Source organism: Rathayibacter sp. AY1F2 (genome assembly GCF_002930885.1).
GTDB lineage: Bacteria > Actinomycetota > Actinomycetes > Actinomycetales > Microbacteriaceae > Rathayibacter.
Window position 1 is genome coordinate 100,027 of record NZ_PSVG01000002.1, and the last position, 17,331, is coordinate 117,357.

The window sequence follows — 17,331 nt, forward strand, 5'->3', positions numbered from 1 at the left end:
GATCGCGTCCCGCGGGCCTTCCCTCGTCCTCCGGACGCGTCAGTCGCTCTGCGTGCGCGGCAGCGGTCCGCCGATGAAGAGGTCCGTGTTCATGCGCCGGCGGCGCATCACGACCAGGACGGCCGCGCAGGCGACGAGCGACGCGGCGACCGCGCCGCCGCCGATCATCAGCGCGGTGGTCGGCGTGATGCCGGCCGGTCCCGCCGAGGCGGCCGTGCTGAGGAAGGCGGTGCGCGCGGCGCTGATCGCGGTGCCGCAGACCTGCTGCGCCTCCCACGGTGCGGCCGTGGTGTCGCTGTCACGGTAGGAGACGGTCACAGCTGCCGTGCGGTGCGACTCGCGGCCGAAGGCGACGACGCAGTAGACGGAGGGGTCGGGGTCGGCGATGACCGCGTCGCCCAGCGCCAGCTCGGCCCAGCCGATGGAGTCGGACTGCACGGCGACGTCGCCGGCGGCCAGGTCGGCGCGGGACCCGGAGGTCTCGAAGGCGCCCACGGCGACCTCCTCGTCGGCGTCGAAGCCCCAGACGGCGCCGCGGGGCGCCTCGGTGCTGCCGTCGCCGAGCTCGCGCGGCTCGAGCAGGAGGCCGTTGCCGGTGGAGGGCGCGAGCCGGAAGACGACCTTGGCGGCGGAGCCCTGGTCGCCCGTGAGGTCGACCGTGAAGGCGCCCGACTTGGTGATCAGCGCGGTCGGCACGGTCGCGGTGCCGCTGCCCGCCTCGAGGGTCAGCGGGGTCTTGGTGCCGTTCGGGTCGCGGAGGACCGCGGAGACGGCCTCGCCGCTGGCGAAGCCGGTGTACGAGAAGCCGACGCCGTAGAAGCGGGCGAGCTCGACGGTGAGCGCCTCCGGCTGCACGGCGAGCTCGCGGGTGAGGAAGACGTCCGCGGTCGCGGCACCGGCCGCCGGCTTCGCGCCCTCGGTCGAGGTGCCGAGCTCGGTGCGTCCGGGGGCCGACGCCGCCGGAGTGACGGCGCCCGCACCGGAGGAGCCGGCGCTGCCGGACGTGGTGGTGCCGGTTGTGGTGCCGCCGCCGGAGGTGCCGCCGGACGTCGCTCCGCCGGTGGTGCCGCCGCCGGAGCCGGAGCCGCCGGAGGACGATCCGCCGCCGGTGGAGGGCTGACCGCCGCCGGAGCCGCCCTGCTGGCCGCCGCCGGTCGAGCCGCCGCCGGTCGAGCCGCCGCCGGTCGAGCCGCCGCCGGTGGATCCGCCGCCGGTGGAGGGCTGGCTCGGCTGCTGGGGCGCGGGGTCGACCGGTGCCGGATCGACCGGCGCGGGGTCCACGGGCGCGGGGTCGACGGGCGCGGGGTCGACGGGAGCGGGCTGCTCGGGTTCTGCCGGCTCCTCGGGCACTCCGGGAACGGACGGCTCCTCGGGGACGCCGGGAACGGGGTCGGAGCCGCCGTCGCCCGGCTGCTCGGGATCCTCCGGCACGCCGGGGATGGTCGTCGCGGCCGGCTGCTCGACCGTGGTCGAGACCGTCGAGGCGGAGGGGGCCGCGACGGCCGCTCCGGGGAGGGCCAGGCCGAGCACGAGCGCCGCGAGAGCGGCGGCGGGCAGGGCGAGTCGGCGGGATGACGGCATGGCGGTTCCTTCCTCCACGGGCGACGATCTGCGTCCGCGCACGGAGGAGCGCACTCCCCCCTCACGAGGGTAAGGGCGAGAGGCGAGCTTTCGCGAGCCGTCCCGTCCCCCGTCAGAGGGACGTCGCGGTCGTGCTTCCGTCCGGACGGCCCGGTCGAAGCTCACCCGCGATCGAGGAGGGCCCGCCGGAGCCGCGCGGGATCGACCCGCCAGAAGGTGTGCACGCGCCCGTCGATCAGCACCACCGGGATCTCCTCGACGAAGCGCTCGTGCAGCTCGGGATCGTCGAGGATCGACACCTCCGAGACGGCGACCGACGCCTCGCCGCCCAGATCGGCGACCACCTGCTCGACCACGGTCCGCGCGTCGTCGCAGAGATGACAGCCCGGCTTGCCCACGAGCGTCAGCTCCACGTCCACCATGCGGTCAGTGTACGGCGGCCCCGGCGACGGGCGCCGAGACGGCGAGCGCCGCCGGGATGATCCGAGAACGCAGACGAGCGCCCGACCCCGGAAGGGCGGACGCTCGAGTGGGAAGAGGCGCGAGCCTACTTCTTGTTGCGACGCTGGTGGCGAGTCTTGCGAAGCAGCTTGCGGTGCTTCTTCTTCGCCATACGCTTGCGACGCTTCTTGATGACAGAACCCACGAAGACCTCACAACGTTCAGGGGGTCGACCGCCCGACGGGCGGCCGCTTACGAAAAACTGGCTCCCGCGAGCTTACACGACCCGGGGCTCCACCGTTTCCGGCTCCTCGGCGCCCCTCACTTGCGGATGCGCAGCGCCTCCGCCACCTTCGTCGCTCCCTCGCTGACGCCCCGCTGGATGTCCTGCACCACGGTGCTGACCTGGTGGGTGCGCTCGGCGAGCGCCCGACCCAGCGACTCCGCCCGGGCCGCGGTCGGAGCGTCGAGCAGGGCGCCGGCCGCCTCGTCCTCGGCGAGGAAGGGCAGCAGCCAGTCCTCGACCTCCGCCAGCGGCGCGTACTCGAGCGCGTAGAAGCGGTGCTGTCCGCTCTCGCGCACCGTGACGAGGCCGGTCTCGCGCAGCACCTTGAGGTGCTTCGAGACGGTCGGCTGGCTCAGCTCGAGGCGCGCCACGATCCGCGACACGCTCATGCCCTCGGCCGAGCCGTCCCGCCGCTGCTCGAGCAGCAGGGCGAGGATGTCCCGGCGGGTCCCGTCCGCGATCACCCCGAAGATGTCAGCCATGCGCCCAGGCTAGTCAGCGCCCCGGGAGCCCGGCACCGAGCGGGTAGCATGGCCGCGATCGAGTGGAGGATCCGCCGTGGTGGTTCGGCAGCAGTTCCGCAGCCCCGTGGGCGTCTCGCCCGTCTCCCCCTGGTCGGGTTTCGAGCGGGCCCGCGACCTCATCGACGACTTCGCCGGACGCTCGCCGTCCCGCTTCGCGATCCTCATCTTCTCGGCGCTCGTGCTCGTGTTCACCCTGCTGTTCTCGCTGCCGGTGTCGAGCACCACGGGCACCGTCACTCCGCTGCACGACGCCTTCTTCACCGCGATGTCGGTGATCTGCGTGACCGGCCTCGCGACGGTCGACATGGCGACGCACTGGTCGGCGTTCGGCCACTCGATCATCTTCGTCGGCGTGAACATCGGCGCTCTGGGAGTGCTGACGCTCGCCTCGATCATGGGCCTGGCGATCTCGCGCCGCCTCGGGCTCCGGGCGAAGCTCATGGTCGCCAGCGACTCGAACCCTCTGCGGATCCACTCCGGCCCCGTCGCCGAGGGCCAGGCCGTGCGCCTGGGCGAGATCGGCGGGCTGCTCGCCACCGTCGCGATCAGCGCCGCCGCGATCGAGATCATCGTCGCGCTCCTGCTGTTCCCGCGGATGCTGATCGACGGGATCCCGATCGGCGAGGCCGTCTGGCACTCCTTCTACTACTCCGCGATGGCGTTCACGAACACCGGCTTCGCCCCGAACGCCGCGGGACTCACCCCGTTCGAGGACGACTACTGGTTCCTCGGCATCCTGATGCTCGGCGTCTTCCTCGGCTCGATCGGCTTCCCCGTCATCTACGCCTTCTCCCGCGGCTGGCGGCGCCCGCGCAAGTGGTCGGTGCACGTGAAGCTGACGCTGGTCACCTCCGTGATCCTGCTCGTCGCCGGGGCCGTCCTCTACATCGTGCTCGAGTTCGACAATCCGAGGACCTTCGGCAGCCTCGATGCGGGAGACACCGTCTTCCAGTCCTTCTTCCTCTCGACGATGACGCGGTCGGGCGGCTTCTCGACGATCTCGGTCCCCGACCTCAACGGCTCGAGCCTGCTCGTGACGGACATGCTGATGTTCATCGGCGGAGGATCGGCCTCCACGGCCGGCGGGATCAAGGTCACGACCCTCGCGATCCTGTTCCTGGCCGCCTTCGCCGAGGCCCGAGGCAACAACGACATGGAGGCGTTCGGCCGCCGGATCCCGAACGACGTCCTGCGCCTGGCCGTCTCGGTCGTGCTGTGGGGCGCGACGACGGTCGCCGTGTCGAGCGTCCTGATCCTGCACATCACCAAGGCCTCGCTCGACCACGTGCTCTTCGACGTGATCTCGGCCTTCGCGACCTCCGGGCTCTCGACGGGGCTCACCGCGGAGCTGCCGCCGTCCGGGGTCTACATCCTGGCGCTGACGATGTTCATGGGCCGCGTTGGTACCGTGACTCTCGCCGCCGCGCTCGCCGCGAGCCAGCGGAGGCAGTTGTTCAGACGACCGGAAGAGAGGCCCATCGTTGGTTGACCGCATCAGGTACGACGCCCCGGTGCTGGTGATCGGCCTCGGGCGCTTCGGAGCCGCCACGGCCGGCCAGCTCGACCGCCTCGACCGCGAGGTCCTCGCCATCGACGCCGACGCCGGTCTCGTGCAGAAGTGGTCGGAGCGGGTCACCCACGCGGTGCAGGCCGACGCCCGCTCGCTCGACGCCCTCGCGCAGATCGGCGCGCAGGACTTCCAGGTCGCCGTCGTCGCGGTCGGCTCCTCCATCGAGGCGTCCGTGCTGATCACCGCGAACCTCGTCGACCTCAAGATCCCGCAGATCTGGGCGAAGGCGATCTCGCGCTCGCACGGCAAGATCCTCGAGCGGATCGGCGCGAACCACGTGATCTACCCCGAGGCGGAGGCGGGCGAGCGCGTCGCGCACCTGGTCTCGGGCCGCATGCTCGACTTCATCGAGTTCGACGACGACTTCGTGCTCGCGAAGATGTACCCGCCCAAGCCGATCCGGGGGCTGACGCTCACGGAGTCGGGCGTGCGCCGCAAGCACCGCGTGACCGTCGTCGGCGTCAAGAGCCCGGGCAAGCCCTTCACCTACGCGACCGAGCAGACCGTCGTCTCGAACCACGACCTCATCGTGGTCAGCGGCACCCCCAGCGACATCGAGCGCTTCGCGGCCCTCGGCTCCTGACCCGCGCCCCCTCCCTCCTCCTCCTCTGCGGGATGCCGCTCCGGTACGCCCGCTCCGGCGTGTCGCGTACCCGAGCGGCGTCTCGCGGAGAGGAGGGCGGAGTCAGGAGGCGGCGAGCTCGCGGGCGCGGGCCAGCGCGGCGTCGGTCGCCCGCGTGAAGAGGGCGGCGAGGTCGGCCTCCTGCAGGACCGCGACGGCCCGCTCGGTGGTGCCCTTCGGGCTCGTGACCCGCCGGCGCAGCTCCGCGGGCTCCTCGCCGGAGTCCGCGAGCAGCTCGGCCGCGCCGCGGAACGTGCCGACCACCATCGTCGACGCCTGCTCCGGAGTGAAGCCCTTCGCGACAGCGGCCGCGATGAGCTCCTCGATCAGCAGGAACACGTAGGCGGGCCCCGAGCCGGAGATCGTCGAGAGCGCGTCGAGCTGCGACTCCGGCACCTCGACCACCTCGCCGACCGTCTCGAACAGGCGGCGCACGAGCGCCAGGTCCTCGTCGCCGGACCGCGTGCCCGCGCTGAGGCCGGTGACGGCGCGGCCCACGACCGCGGGAGTGTTCGGCATCGAGCGGAGCACGGCGACGGACGCGGGCAGGTGCCGCTCGAACGTGGCCGCGGTCACACCGGCGGCGACGGAGACGACGACCGCGCCCGGGGCGAGCGCGTCGGCGATCTCGTCGAGCAGGTCCGGCACCATGTGCGGCTTGACGGCCACGAGCACGATCGCCGCGCCCTCGACCGCACGCCGGTTGGCCTCCGGGTCGTCCGCGGTGGCGAAGGCGGTGACCACCGGGTGGCCGTCCCACGCGGCGGCCTTCGCGGAGTCGCGGTTGGTCACCCGCACGCCCCCCTCGACGCGCACGCCGGGAGCCAGCAGGCCCTGGAGGATCGCGCCCCCCATCGAGCCGAGGCCGAGGACGGCGATGGACGGGAGCAGGACGGGCGCATCGGTCACGCCGCTCATCCTACGAAGAGCCCGCGGCAAGGGGGTCCGGGTGCGGTCCGGCGCCTCGTAGGATGGCCCGACCATCCAGCGGCGAGCCCGAGGAGACCACGTGAGCGCATCCGGAGGCGGCACCGCGATCATCGCGGCGCTCGCGGCCAACCTCGGCATCGCCCTGACGAAGTTCGTCGCCTGGTTCTTCTCCGGATCCGCCTCCATGCTCGCCGAGGGCGTGCACTCGCTCGCCGACTCCGGCAATCAGCTGCTCCTGCTGCTCGGCGGCCGCAAGTCGCGGAAGGCCGCCGACGAGGAGCACCCGTTCGGCTACGGGCGCGAGCGCTACGTCTACGCCTTCGTGGTGTCGATCATCCTGTTCTCCGTCGGCGGCGTCTTCTCGCTCTACGAGGGCATCGAGAAGATCGCCGAGCCGCACGAGCTCGAGAACGCCTGGCTGCCGATCCTGGTCCTCGTGATCTCGATCTGCCTCGAGGGCTACTCGCTGCGCACCGGAGTGAAGGAGTCGAACCGGGTCCGCGGCTCGCAGTCCTGGTTCCAGTTCATCCGCCGGGCGAAGGCGCCGGAGCTGCCGGTCGTGCTCCTCGAGGACGTCGCCGCGCTCACCGGCCTGACGTTCGCGCTGCTCGGAGTCGGGCTGACCGTGATCACCGGCGACTCGGTCTACGACGCGATCGGAACGATCATGATCGGCACCCTGCTGATCGTGGTGGCGATCGTGCTGGGCGTCGAGACGAAGAGCCTGCTGGTCGGCGAGGGGGCGACTCCCGCCGACGCCGCCTCGATCCGCGCCTCGCTCGAGGCTGGTCGCGACGTCGAGCGCGTCATCCACATGCGCACCCTCTACCTCGGACCGGACGAGATCCTCGTGGCCGCGAAGCTCGCCTTCCCGGCCGCCGAGACCCTCGAGCACGTGGCCGCCGGGATCGACGCGGCGGAGAGGCGGATCCGCGAGGCCGTCCCCACCGCCACCACGATCTACCTCGAGCCCGACGTCGACCGTGGACGCGCAGGATCGGCGGCGGCCCGTCCGGCCGTGACGGAGGCGGAAGGGACGGCCGCCGCGGCCGCTCCGGCCGCCTCCGCTCCGCCCGCCGCCTCCCCGCCGGCCGCGCCGCAGGGGAGCGCCTGAGATGCGCCGGGCCCTGGCGATCGTCAACGAGCGCGGTGCCGGGCTCGGCGCGCTCGAGCCGATGCTGACCGAGCGGGGGTTCGCCGTCGACGCCGTCGCAGGGACGGACCTCGACGCGATCGACATCCTCGCCCCCGACCTCGTCGTCACGCTCGGCTCCAGCGCCGGCGTCTACGAGACCTCGCGGCACCCCTTCATCAGCCCCGAGATCGCGCTCCTGCAGGACCGGATGCACCACCGCCGTCCCACGCTCGGCGTCTGCTTCGGAGCGCAGCTGATCGCGACCGCCCTGGGCGAGTCCGTCCATCCCGGATCGGCCCGCGAGGTCGGCTTCCGCCCGGTCGTGCTCACGGAGGAGGGCGCCGGCTCCCCGCTCCGGCACCTCGCCGGCGTCGACGTGATGCAGTGGCACGGCGACACCTTCGCGCTGCCGAGCGGAGCAGCGCTGCTGGCGTCGTCGCCGGCGGGCGAGGTGCAGGCGTTCGCCGTGGAGGACTGGCTCCTCGGCGTGCAGTTCCACCCCGAGCTGACCGGCACGATGGCCGCGCAGTGGCTCGAGGGCGACGGGGAGTGGGCAGGAGCGGCGGGCTACGACGCCGCCGTGCTCGCCGACGACGTCGCGGCGGAGCGCTTCGAGCGGATGCACGCGGCGACGCGGCTCGCGCTGACGGAGTGGCTGGGCGCTCCGAGCTGAGGGTTCGGCGGCGGTCGGCGTCAGCGGCGGTCGGCGTCAGCGGCGGTCGGCGAAGAAGTCGAGCAGGAGCCGCGAGCACTCCGCGGCGCGGACCCCGGGGTACACCTCGACCACGTGGTTGTGCCGGCGGTCGCGGAGGAGGTCGTGCACGGATCCGGAGGCGCCCGCCTTCTCGTCCCACGCACCGAAGACGACGCGGTCGATCCGCGCCGCCAGGATCGCTCCGGCGCAGAGCACGCACGGCTCGAGCGTGACCACCAGCGTGCAGCCCTCGAGATGCCAGTCGCCGCGGGCCTCGGCCGCCGCGCGGATCGCGACCACCTCGGCGTGCGCCGTCGGATCCCGCCGCAGCTCGCGCTCGTTGCGCCCCAGCCCGAGCACCGCACCCTCCGAGTCGAGGACCACCGCGCCCACGGGGACGTCGCCCCAGCCCGCGGCCCGCCGCGCCTCGTCGAGCGCCAGGCCCATCCACTCCTCGGAGCGGCGGGGGACGCGGAGATCGCTGTCGCGCATCGCTCCCCCTCCTGCGGCGGCCCGCTGCGGCCGGTGGGGCGCCGCTCCGGCCAGTAGATTGAGCTTATGCGCGTCCACGTAGCCGACCACCCGCTGATCACCCACAAGCTCACCGTGCTGCGTGACAAGCGCACCCCCTCCCCCACCTTCCGGCAGCTCGCCGAGGAGCTGATGACGCTCCTCGCCTACGAGGCCACCCGCGGCGTCCGCACCCGCACCGTCACCATCGAGACCCCCGTGACGCAGACCACCGGCCTCGCGCTCAGCGACCCGCAGCCGCTGGTCGTCCCGATCCTCCGGGCCGGCCTCGGGATGCTCGAGGGCATGGTCAAGCTCATCCCGACCGCCGAGGTCGGCTTCCTGGGCATGGCACGCAACGAGGAGACGCTCGAGCCGACCACGTACGCGGAGCGCCTGCCCGACGACCTGTCGAACCGCCAGTGCTTCGTCCTCGACCCGATGCTCGCGACCGGCGGCTCGCTCGTCGCGGCCATCCAGTTCCTCTTCGACCGGGGAGCGGTCGACGTCACCGCCGTCTGCCTGCTCGCCGCCCCCGAGGGCCTGGCCGCCGTCGAGAAGGCCTTCGGCGACCGCGACGTGACCATCGTCCTCGGCTCCCTCGACGAGAAGCTCAACGAGCTCGGCTACATCGTCCCCGGCCTCGGCGACGCGGGCGACCGCCTCTACGGCCTCGCGGGCTGAGCCCGCCGGCCCCCGGACGAGCGGGCCTTCCGTCGCGCCCCGGAACAGGAAGCCCCGCTGAGCCGTGCCGGTCGGCCGGCGCAGCGAGGGTCTCGACAGCCCCCACCGCGACCGTCCGGCAAAGCCCATCCTGCGGATCGAGCAGCCCGCGCAGCGGGCGCATCGAGGTCCCCAATCACGGCGCGCGCCTCCTCCCGAGCACCGGAACCACCCCCGACGCGCCGTCCATCCCCACGGAAGTGTTGACGCCGTGCACCGGCCTCCGCTTTACTGGCGGACATGACTGACACCCTGCACGCCCCGACCTCCCTCGAGGCCATCGGGAATGCCGGCATGATGATGGCCGGTGGCCCCGTCATGTGCTGTCGAATGTGTGCATGAGGAACTGACCTCGCCGGATCCCCGCACCGCCTCCGCCCGCTGATCGTCACGATCGGCTGAGCGTCCGAGGCGCGGACGATCCCCTGGATGCCCCGCATCCGTCTCTGCCGCCACCGCGCACCGCGGGCCGGCTCGATCGCGCACACCCGGATCCGCTCCCTCGGACACTCGTCCCGGATCCGACCAGCCAAGGACTCGTCATGACCCTCCTCCACACCCGCACCGCCACCGCCACCACCCCCACCGAGGCGCCCCGCCTCCAGCCGGTCGCCGACGCCGCGCCCGCAGCGCCCCGCCTCCGCGCCGTCCCCCAGGGCACCGAGGCCCGCGGCTTCGCCCTCTACGTCGGCATCGACGAGGCCAAGGCCCGTGCCGCCGGAGTCGACCTCGGCCGCCTGGTCGAGGAGCTCAAGCGCGTCACGGCGCAGCTCGCCCCCGACGCCGAGACCTACGCCTCCGTCGCCCTCGCCCCGCAGGGCGCCGGCGGCCGCGACGTGGACGTGGTCCGCCTCGCGCTGCAGGACCCGGCCGCCGTCGCCAAGCGCCGCTCCGACGCCGAGCCCGATCCCGACCGTGCACCCGGCGGCGTCGTCATCGACATCTCCCGCAAGCGCGTCATCCTCGACGAGGAGACCACCCCCCTCACCTACAAGGAGTTCGAGCTCCTCCAGTACCTCGTGCTCCGCGAGGGCCGCACCATCGAGCGCGCCGAGCTCATCGCCTCGCTCTGGGGCGCCGCGGACGACGACGCGCCGAACGAGCGCACCATCGACGTCCACGTCCGCCGCCTCCGCGCCAAGCTCGGCCGCTACGAGGAGATCGTGCGCACCGTCCGCGGAGTCGGCTACCGCTTCGACCGCCACGCCGACGTCGCCATCCGCTACGCGTCGACGCCGTCGCCGGATCTGTTCTGAATTGCGAGGAGAACGCTTGCGTTCTCCTCGCCGCGGTCGGCTTCACCCGTTGTCGCGATTCGGAGAGCGGATCGCGACCGGCTAGCGGGAAACGCTGACACGCGTTTCCCGCGTTCGCCTTGAGGGCGGGACGTCCTCTCGACCTCGACGGATGCGCGCGACCGCTCCTCACACCTGGAGGGCTGCTCGACGGCCCGCTGCGTGGTCGAAGCCGTGGCGGGGCGGGTCGCGCCTCGCGGGGCAGGACGACGGGGCCGGGCCGCGTCGGCGGGGGACGAGGGCAGGGGGTGCTCGTCGTGTCCGTCGACGGTCAGGGATGGGCTGCGGTTCGGTGCGGACGTCGGAGGCAGCAGACGGGGCGTCCTGGGTCAGGAGAGAGTCGTGCGGAGCGCGGGCGGGCGCGGCGACGGGCGGGGCGGGGCGGCTCAGGGAGGATTCAGGAAAGAGAGGGTTGCGTCGTTACCGGGTCGTTATATAGTTCAAGTGCGTCGACCGTTTGCTGTGGCGGGAAGCGCGAGAAGTGATTGCAGGACACTCTTGGTGCAAGGGAATGAAGGCCGGCCGCTCGCCTCAGCGGCCGGCCTTCTGTCGTTCCCCCGGCCCCCTTCCTCCGACTCCCCTCCTCCCAGCACCCCGGCGTAGGCTGTACGGCGTCTGGATGTCAGGGAACCGCTTCCTGAGTGCCGTGAAGGAGGACCATTGGGGTCGAGAGAGGCCGTCGCCGCCTGGGAGTCGCTCTTCCGCGCCCAGGTCCAGGTGATGCGCACCCTGAGCACCGAGTTCCCCTCGCGGGAGATCTCGATGAACGAGTACGACGTGCTCTTCAACCTCACCCGGCAGCCCGGTCGGCGCGCACGGCTGCGCGACCTGAACCGGCACGTCCTCCTGACGCAGCCCAGCGTCAGCAGGCTGATCGACCGGCTCGCCGCCCGCGGCTGCGTCGAGAAGAGCGAGGATCCGGCGGACGCCCGCGGCACGATCATCGCGATCACCGACGAGGGCTACGCGCTCTTCCGCCGCGTCGCGCTCACCCACATGAGGACCATCTCGGAGCAGGTCGGCGGCGTCCTCGACGAGGACGAGCTGAAGCAGCTGACCGCGCTCTGCGACAAGCTCCGCGACGGCATCGCCTCCGCCTGATCCGTCCCCGCTAGCACGGGCCGCAGCGACCGGCCAGGTCTTCGCCGCGGCGCGGGACTCGCGGATCATGGTGGTCACCATGAGTGACACCTCCCCCACCCTCGTCTGGCTCCGCGACGACCTGCGCCTGGCCGACAACCCCGCTCTGCGCGCCGCGATCGACCGTGGCGGCCCCGTCGCGGTCTGCTACGTGCTCGACGAGGAGTCGGCGGGCATCCGTCCGCTCGGGGGCGCCTCCCGCTGGTGGCTGCACGGCAGCCTCGCAGCCCTCGCCGCCGACCTGCGCGAGCACGGCGCCCCGCTGATCCTGCGCCGCGGGCCGGCCGAGGCCGTCGTCCTCCAGCTCGCCGAGGAGATCGGCGCCGGAGCCGTGCACTGGAACCGCCGCTACGGGAGGGCCGAGCGCACCGTCGATGCGGCGGTGAAGGAATCGCTCCGCAACGGCGGCCTCGAGGCCGAGAGCCACCAGGGCTCGCTGATGTTCGAGCCGTGGACCGTGCAGACCGGCGCGGGCGGCCCCTACTCCGTCTACACGCCCTTCGCCCGCGCCTGCCGCGCCAAGCCGACGCCGCGCGCGCCGCTCCCCCGCCCCCGCTCGCTCGACGGCGTCACGGGAGAGATCGCCTCCGACTCCCTCGACGACTGGGAGCTGCTGCCCACGCGTCCCGACTGGGCGGGAGGGCTGCGCGAGCGCTGGGTCCCCGGCGAGAAGGCGGCGGCCGACCGGCTGCGCGCGTTCCTCGCGGAGCAGCTCGACGACTACGCCGACGGTCGCGACCGGCCGGCGGAGGACGCCACCTCGAACCTCTCCCCGCACCTGAGGTGGGGCGAGATCAGCCCCTTCCAGGTGTGGCACGCCCTGGAGGAGGCGCACGCGAAGGGCCTGCACCGCGGCGACGGCAGCGACCGGTTCCTCTCCGAGGTGCTCTGGCGCGAGTTCTGCTACCACCTGCTGTTCCACTGGCCGGATCTGGCGACCGCGAACTTCGACACCCGGTTCGACTCCTTCCCGTGGGGACGCCCCGGCCAGGAGGCGATCGACGCCTGGCACCAGGGGCGCACCGGCTACCCCCTGGTGGACGCCGGCATGCGCGAGCTCTGGAGCACCGGCTACATGCACAACCGGGTCCGGATGGTGACCGCGTCGTTCCTGATCAAGAACCTGCTGGTCGACTGGCGGGTGGGCGAGGAGTGGTTCTGGGACACCCTGGTGGACGCGGACCCAGCGAGCAACGCCGCGAACTGGCAGTGGGTCGCGGGCTCGGGAGCCGATGCGTCGCCGTTCTTCCGGGTCTTCAACCCGGTCACGCAGTCGAGGAAGTTCGACCCGGCCGGCGAGTACATCCGCCACAACGTGCCGGAGCTCGGCGGAGTCGAGGGCGCCGCCGTGCACGAGCCGTGGACGCTAGGGGACACGCTGACCGGAGGCGCGGACGGCTACCCGGCGCCCCTCGTCGACCTCAAGGAGACGCGGGCGCACGCACTGGACGCCTTCGCGCAGATCAAGAGCGCCCCGCGCGACATCTCGCCGAGGGGCGACGACTGAGCGTCGCCGGCTAGACGCGTCCCGCCGGGCCGGTGGAGCGGCCGGACTCGGCGAGCGGGTCCTCCTCCCCGCCCTGATCGCGCAGATCGCGGGCCGGGATGCCGACGAGCACCGCCCCGTCGGGCGCGTCCTTCACCACGACGGCGTTCGCGCCCACGCTGACGTCGGATCCGAGCACGAGCGGGCCCAGGACGACCGCGCCGGCGCCGACGACCACCCGGTCGCCGAGCGTGGGGTGCCGACGCTCGCGCCGGGCCGACCTCCCGCCCAGCGTGACGGAGTGGTAGAGCATGCAGTCGTCGCCGATCCGCGCGGTCTCGCCGATGACGACGCCCATGCCGTGGTCGATGAACAGACGCCGGCCGATGGTCGCACCGGGGTGGATCTCCACTCCGGTCGCCGCGCGCGCCGCCTGGCTGAGCAGCCGGGCGGGCAGGCGGAGGCCCCGCCGCCACCAGGCGTGCGCGACGCGGTGCACCCAGACCGCATGCACTCCCGGGTAGGAGAGGACGACCTCCACCGCGCTCCGGGCGGCGGGGTCGCGCTCCCGGGCGGTGCGGACGTCCTCGCGGAGCAGGGCGAGGAGCCCGGGACGCTCCGGTCCGGACGGGACGCGGCGCTCCGGCCGACCGTCGCGTCCGGAGCGGGGCGTCCCGCCTCGTCTCGAGGGGCTCAGCTGCGGAGGTCCTCGTACAGGACGGTCGAGATGTACCGCTCGCCGAAGTCGCAGACGATGGCGACGATGGTCTTCCCCGCGTTCTCGGGGCGCTTCGCGACCTCGAGCGCGGCCCACATGATCGAGCCGGAGGAGATGCCGCCGAGGATCCCCTCCTGCGCGGCCATCTCGCGGGCCACCCGCACGGAGTCGTCGAGCGTCACGTCGATGATCTCGTCGTAGACCTCGCGGTCGAGGATCGCGGGGACGAAGTTGGCGCCGATGCCCTGGATCTTGTGCGGACCGGCGGTGCCCTGGGTGAGGAGCGGGGAGTCGATCGGCTCCACTCCGATGATCTGCACACCGGGCTTGCGCTCCTTGAGCACCTGGCCGACTCCGGTGATGGTGCCGCCGGTGCCGATGCCGGCCACGAAGACGTCGACCTCGCCGTCGGTGTCCTCCCAGACCTCCTCCGCGGTGGTGCGGCGGTGCACCTCGGGGTTGGCAGCGTTCTCGAACTGGCGGGCGAGGATCGCGCCGGGGGTCTCGTCGACGATCGCGCGGGCGCGCTCGACCGCTCCGCGCATGCCCTCGCTGCCGGGGGTGAGCACGATCTCGGCTCCGTAGGCGCGGAGGAGGACCCGGCGCTCGACGGACATCGTCTCGGGCATCGTGAGGACGACCTTGTAGCCGCGGGCGGCACCCACCATCGCGAGCGCGATGCCGGTGTTGCCGCTCGTGCCCTCGACGATCGTCCCGCCGGGGTGCAGCTCGCCGGAGGCCTCGGCCGCGTCGATGATGGCGACGCCGATGCGGTCCTTCACGCTGTTCGCAGGGTTGTAGAACTCGAGCTTGGCGAGGACCGTCGCCTGGTCGGCGCCCTCCAGCCGGTTGATGCGGACGAGAGGGGTCCTGCCGACGAGCTGGGTCACGTCGTCGTGGATGCGTGCCATGGTGTGCGCTTTCTGCCGGGGCCGGCCGCCCGGGGCCCCGGAGCGGTGGGTGGAACGGGTGCTGCAGCGCCCCTCGGAGCGGCGCTCCCCCCACGATACGGATGCATCGACCCGAGGTCAGCACCCCGGACGCGCCCGCTCCTGCGCATCACCCGCCAGCTCCTCATCTCCACCGGGAGGAGGACGCCCCGCGGGCGCACCCGTCACGTACCATGAACTCGGGGGATCGCGCGACTGCTCGCGAGGCTTCTCGCCACCCTCCCTCACATCTCCGCGGCCCCGCGCCGCGTCGAAAGGACGACCGCTCCATGGCACTTCCCACTGCATCCCGCCGCTCCGTCCGGCCGCTCGGGATGTCGCTGCGGGCGGTCATGGGGTTCATCGGGATGAGCGCCGTGGCGGGCGTCCTGATCACCGTCGGCGTCACGCCGGCTCTCGCGCTGACGGGCCTGGCGACGAGCAACACGATCGGCATGTTCCAGAACCTGCCGGGCTACCTCGACGTGGGCCAGCTGATGCAGCGCACCAACGTCTACGCGAGCGACGGAACGACCCTCCTCGCCTCCGTCTACGACCAGAACCGCGTGGAGGTCGGCTGGGACGACGTCGCGCAGTCCGCGAAGGACGCCGCCGTCGCCGGCGAGGACCCGCGCTTCTACGAGCACGGCGGCATCGACCTCCAGGGCACGCTCCGGGCCATCGCCGTCACGCTGACGGGCGACGACCTGCAGGGCGGGTCGTCGATCACGCAGCAGTACGTCAAGAACGTCCTGGTGCAGAAGGCGGAGTCGATCACCGACGAGGCCGCGCGCGACAAGGCCTACCAGGAGGCGACGGACCCGACCCCCGAGCGCAAGCTCAAGGAGATGCGCCTCGCGATCGGACTCGAGAAGGAGGCGTCGAAGGACGACATCCTGCTCGGCTACCTCAACATCGCCCTCTTCGGGGGCACCGTCTACGGCATCGAGGCCGCGGCGAACTACTACTACGGCATCCCCGCGAGCCAGCTCTCGACCTCGCAGGCGGCCGCGCTGCTGGCGATCGTGAACAACCCGGCGAAGTTCCGCTTCGACAACCCGGGCGACGAGGCGAACGGCGCCGCCAACGGCTACGCCGCCACCAAGGAGCGCCGCGACTACATCCTGTCGGAGGAGCTCAAGCACGGCCGGATCGACCAGGCCGCGCACGACGCCGCCGTCGCCGAGCCGATCACCCCGAACATCACGGAGCCCTCGACCGGCTGCACCACCGCCGGCAACGCCGCGTACTTCTGCGACTACGTGCTGAACGTCCTCCGCAACGACTCCGTCTTCGGGGCGACCGACGACGAGCGCTACCAGCGCATCCGCCAGGGCGGCTTCGACGTCGTGACGACCCTCGACCTCGACATCCAGCAGGTCTCGCAGGCGGCGCTCAACGCCTACATCCCCTCCGTCGACCCGCGCTTCCAGGTCGGCGCGACGGCCGCCTCCGTCGAGGCGAAGACGGGCCGCGTGCTCTCCATGGTGCAGAACACGCAGTACAGCCAGGACGAGCAGTTCCTCGCCGCGAACCCCGGCTACAGCGCGATCAACCTCAACGTCGACCTCAGCATGGGCGGCGGCTCCGGCGTGCAGACCGGATCGACCTACAAGGTGTTCACGCTGGCGCAGTGGCTGAAGGCGGGGCACACCGTCAACGAGTCGTTCGCCTCCCCCACCTCCGGCTTCAGCTCCTACCCCCAGAAGTGCAACGTCGAGGGCGACGGCGGCTACTACGGCAAGTTCTCGCCTCGCAACGACGACCCGTCGGAGGACGCGAGCTCGATGAGCGCGCTCGGCGCGACCACGAACTCGATCAACACCGGCTTCATGGGAATGGCGCAGCAGCTCGACCTCTGCGACATCCGCACCACCGCCGAGTCGTTCGGGATGCACCGCGCCGACGGCCGCGAGCTCGCCAACGGGCCGGCCTCGGTCCTCGGGACGAACGAGATCGCGCCCCTGACGGTGGCCAACGCCTACGCGGGGATCGCGAACGACGGCACGACCTGCTCGGCGATCGTCATCGACCGGATCACCGACAGCGAGGGCAACGCCGTCGCCGCCCCGGCATCGGCGTGCACGCCCTCCGTGTCGCCCGAGGTCGCCCGAGGGATGCAGTACGCGATGCAGCGGGTGATGACCTCCGGAACGGCCTACGCCTCGAACCCCTTCGACGGGATCGAGCACATCGGCAAGACGGGCACCACCGACGAGGCCGCCGACGTGTGGACGGCGGGCGCCAGCAAGGCCGCCTCCCTGGCGGTCTGGGTCGGCAGCATCAACGGCTTCGCCGACAACACCAAGCAGAACCTGCGCTTCATCAGCCTGACGGGCGAGAAGGGCACCATCCGCGCCTCCAACGCCCGGCACGCCATCTGGAAGCCGATCATGACGGCGCTCGACGAGAAGTACGGCGGCGACGACTTCACGGCACCGCCGGCCTCGATGCTCGCGTACTCGCCGCGATCGGCGGCGAACTCCGAGGTCCCCGACGTCACGGGCGAGACGGTCGAGAGCGCCACGGCGATCCTCACCGCCGCTGGTTTCGTCGTCGGGATGCACGAGTCGGTCGACTCCGCGACGATCCCTGAAGGCTCCGTCGTGTCGACGACGCCGAGCGCGGAGGAGACGGCGGTCGCCGGCGGGGTGATCCCCCTCCAGGTGAGCACGGGCAAGGCTCCGGCCAATCCGAACGACATCTCGGACCTGAACGGCGACCTGATCGAGTAGAGACGTCGCCCG

The 17,331-nt window shown here is 72.3% G+C and carries 17 protein-coding genes; 9 read left to right on the top strand and 8 right to left on the bottom strand.

Annotation, left to right across the window (positions count from 1 at the left end; all coding sequences use genetic code 11):
* Positions 1-39: 39 nt before the first annotated feature.
* From C5C54_RS17820 to C5C54_RS02200, 4 genes are all read right to left on the bottom strand, one after another.
* On the bottom strand, positions 40-1,581 hold the full coding sequence (locus C5C54_RS17820; RefSeq protein WP_181027241.1) for a hypothetical protein: 1,542 nt from the start codon (positions 1,579-1,581) through the stop codon (positions 40-42).
* 161 nt (positions 1,582-1,742) lie between these two features.
* Positions 1,743-2,003: a glutaredoxin family protein gene (locus C5C54_RS02190; protein WP_104224855.1), complete on the bottom strand. Its 261-nt coding sequence runs from the start codon at positions 2,001-2,003 to the stop codon at positions 1,743-1,745.
* Positions 2,004-2,128: 125 nt separating this feature from the next.
* Entirely contained in the window at positions 2,129-2,227 is a 99-nt protein-coding gene (locus tag C5C54_RS02195) for a 30S ribosomal protein bS22 (RefSeq protein WP_003792170.1), read from the bottom strand.
* 116 nt (positions 2,228-2,343) lie between these two features.
* Positions 2,344-2,790, bottom strand: a complete 447-nt coding sequence (locus tag C5C54_RS02200) for a helix-turn-helix transcriptional regulator (RefSeq protein WP_104224854.1) — start codon at positions 2,788-2,790, stop codon at positions 2,344-2,346.
* Between the two features lie 160 nt (positions 2,791-2,950).
* On the opposite strand from C5C54_RS02200, the gene C5C54_RS02205 reads away from it, so the two are divergent.
* On the top strand, positions 2,951-4,321 hold the full coding sequence (locus C5C54_RS02205; protein ID WP_244229642.1) for a TrkH family potassium uptake protein: 1,371 nt from the start codon (positions 2,951-2,953) through the stop codon (positions 4,319-4,321).
* Positions 4,314-4,985 carry a TrkA family potassium uptake protein gene (locus C5C54_RS02210; RefSeq protein WP_068255410.1) on the top strand — a complete coding sequence of 224 codons (672 nt, stop codon included), beginning with the start codon at positions 4,314-4,316 and terminating at the stop codon, positions 4,983-4,985. Before C5C54_RS02205 ends, C5C54_RS02210 begins: the two co-directional genes overlap by 8 nt.
* 102 nt (positions 4,986-5,087) lie before the next feature.
* Here C5C54_RS02210 and proC read toward each other — a convergent pair whose 3' ends face one another.
* A complete protein-coding gene (gene proC, locus C5C54_RS02215; protein WP_374953059.1) occupies positions 5,088-5,879 on the bottom strand; it encodes a pyrroline-5-carboxylate reductase in 792 nt (263 codons plus the stop codon).
* Positions 5,880-6,033: 154 nt separating this feature from the next.
* Here proC and C5C54_RS02220 point away from each other — a divergent pair, with 154 nt between their 5' ends.
* Together C5C54_RS02220 and C5C54_RS02225 are read left to right on the top strand one after the other, a co-directional pair.
* On the top strand, positions 6,034-7,068 hold the full coding sequence (locus C5C54_RS02220; RefSeq protein ID WP_104287698.1) for a cation diffusion facilitator family transporter: 1,035 nt from the start codon (positions 6,034-6,036) through the stop codon (positions 7,066-7,068).
* A gap of 1 nt (position 7,069) precedes the next feature.
* Positions 7,070-7,762: a gamma-glutamyl-gamma-aminobutyrate hydrolase family protein gene (locus C5C54_RS02225; protein WP_104261460.1), complete on the top strand. Its 693-nt coding sequence runs from the start codon at positions 7,070-7,072 to the stop codon at positions 7,760-7,762.
* Positions 7,763-7,798: 36 nt separating this feature from the next.
* Here the strand turns inward: C5C54_RS02225 and C5C54_RS02230 are convergent, their stop codons facing one another.
* Positions 7,799-8,275, bottom strand: a complete 477-nt coding sequence (locus C5C54_RS02230) for a nucleoside deaminase (RefSeq protein ID WP_219812140.1) — start codon at positions 8,273-8,275, stop codon at positions 7,799-7,801.
* A gap of 66 nt (positions 8,276-8,341) precedes the next feature.
* Between C5C54_RS02230 and upp the strand changes: the two genes are divergently transcribed.
* The 4 genes from upp to C5C54_RS02250 all read left to right on the top strand — a co-directional run bounded on the left by upp (position 8,342) and on the right by C5C54_RS02250 (position 12,958).
* A complete protein-coding gene (gene upp / locus C5C54_RS02235; protein WP_104224850.1) occupies positions 8,342-8,977 on the top strand; it encodes a uracil phosphoribosyltransferase in 636 nt (211 codons plus the stop codon).
* Between the two features lie 581 nt (positions 8,978-9,558).
* Positions 9,559-10,272: a winged helix-turn-helix domain-containing protein gene (locus tag C5C54_RS02240; RefSeq protein WP_104262947.1), complete on the top strand. Its 714-nt coding sequence runs from the start codon at positions 9,559-9,561 to the stop codon at positions 10,270-10,272.
* Between the two features lie 759 nt (positions 10,273-11,031).
* Positions 11,032-11,412 carry a MarR family winged helix-turn-helix transcriptional regulator gene (locus C5C54_RS02245; protein WP_104226067.1) on the top strand — a complete coding sequence of 127 codons (381 nt, stop codon included), beginning with the start codon at positions 11,032-11,034 and terminating at the stop codon, positions 11,410-11,412.
* 79 nt (positions 11,413-11,491) lie between these two features.
* Entirely contained in the window at positions 11,492-12,958 is a 1,467-nt protein-coding gene (locus tag C5C54_RS02250) for a deoxyribodipyrimidine photo-lyase (RefSeq protein WP_104272830.1), read from the top strand.
* Between the two features lie 10 nt (positions 12,959-12,968).
* Here C5C54_RS02250 and epsC read toward each other — a convergent pair whose 3' ends face one another.
* Positions 12,969-13,535: a serine O-acetyltransferase EpsC gene (gene epsC, locus C5C54_RS02255; protein ID WP_104262415.1), complete on the bottom strand. Its 567-nt coding sequence runs from the start codon at positions 13,533-13,535 to the stop codon at positions 12,969-12,971.
* A gap of 95 nt (positions 13,536-13,630) precedes the next feature.
* Positions 13,631-14,566, bottom strand: a complete 936-nt coding sequence (gene cysK / locus C5C54_RS02260) for a cysteine synthase A (protein WP_104237779.1) — start codon at positions 14,564-14,566, stop codon at positions 13,631-13,633.
* 308 nt (positions 14,567-14,874) lie between these two features.
* On the opposite strand from cysK, the gene C5C54_RS02265 reads away from it, so the two are divergent.
* A complete protein-coding gene (locus tag C5C54_RS02265; protein ID WP_159939720.1) occupies positions 14,875-17,319 on the top strand; it encodes a penicillin-binding protein in 2,445 nt (814 codons plus the stop codon).
* The last annotated feature ends 12 nt before the right edge of the window (positions 17,320-17,331 follow it).

Bases quoted from the DNA above. Each gene is read 5' to 3' on its own strand.
- C5C54_RS17820 (WP_181027241.1), bottom strand. From the start codon at position 1,581: ATGCCGTCATCCCGCCGACTCGCCCTGCCCGCCGCCGCTCTCGCGGCG.
- C5C54_RS02190 (WP_104224855.1), bottom strand. From the start codon at position 2,003: ATGGTGGACGTGGAGCTGACGCTCGTGGGCAAGCCGGGCTGTCATCTC.
- C5C54_RS02200 (WP_104224854.1), bottom strand. From the start codon at position 2,790: ATGGCTGACATCTTCGGGGTGATCGCGGACGGGACCCGCCGGGACATC.
- proC (WP_374953059.1), bottom strand. From the start codon at position 5,879: ATGGGGGGCGCGATCCTCCAGGGCCTGCTGGCTCCCGGCGTGCGCGTC.
- C5C54_RS02225 (WP_104261460.1), top strand. From the start codon at position 7,070: ATGCGCCGGGCCCTGGCGATCGTCAACGAGCGCGGTGCCGGGCTCGGC.
- C5C54_RS02230 (WP_219812140.1), bottom strand. From the start codon at position 8,275: ATGCGCGACAGCGATCTCCGCGTCCCCCGCCGCTCCGAGGAGTGGATG.
- upp (WP_104224850.1), top strand. From the start codon at position 8,342: ATGCGCGTCCACGTAGCCGACCACCCGCTGATCACCCACAAGCTCACC.
- C5C54_RS02240 (WP_104262947.1), top strand. From the start codon at position 9,559: ATGACCCTCCTCCACACCCGCACCGCCACCGCCACCACCCCCACCGAG.
- C5C54_RS02245 (WP_104226067.1), top strand. From the start codon at position 11,032: ATGCGCACCCTGAGCACCGAGTTCCCCTCGCGGGAGATCTCGATGAAC.
- C5C54_RS02250 (WP_104272830.1), top strand. From the start codon at position 11,492: ATGAGTGACACCTCCCCCACCCTCGTCTGGCTCCGCGACGACCTGCGC.
- cysK (WP_104237779.1), bottom strand. From the start codon at position 14,566: ATGGCACGCATCCACGACGACGTGACCCAGCTCGTCGGCAGGACCCCT.
- C5C54_RS02265 (WP_159939720.1), top strand. From the start codon at position 14,875: ATGGCACTTCCCACTGCATCCCGCCGCTCCGTCCGGCCGCTCGGGATG.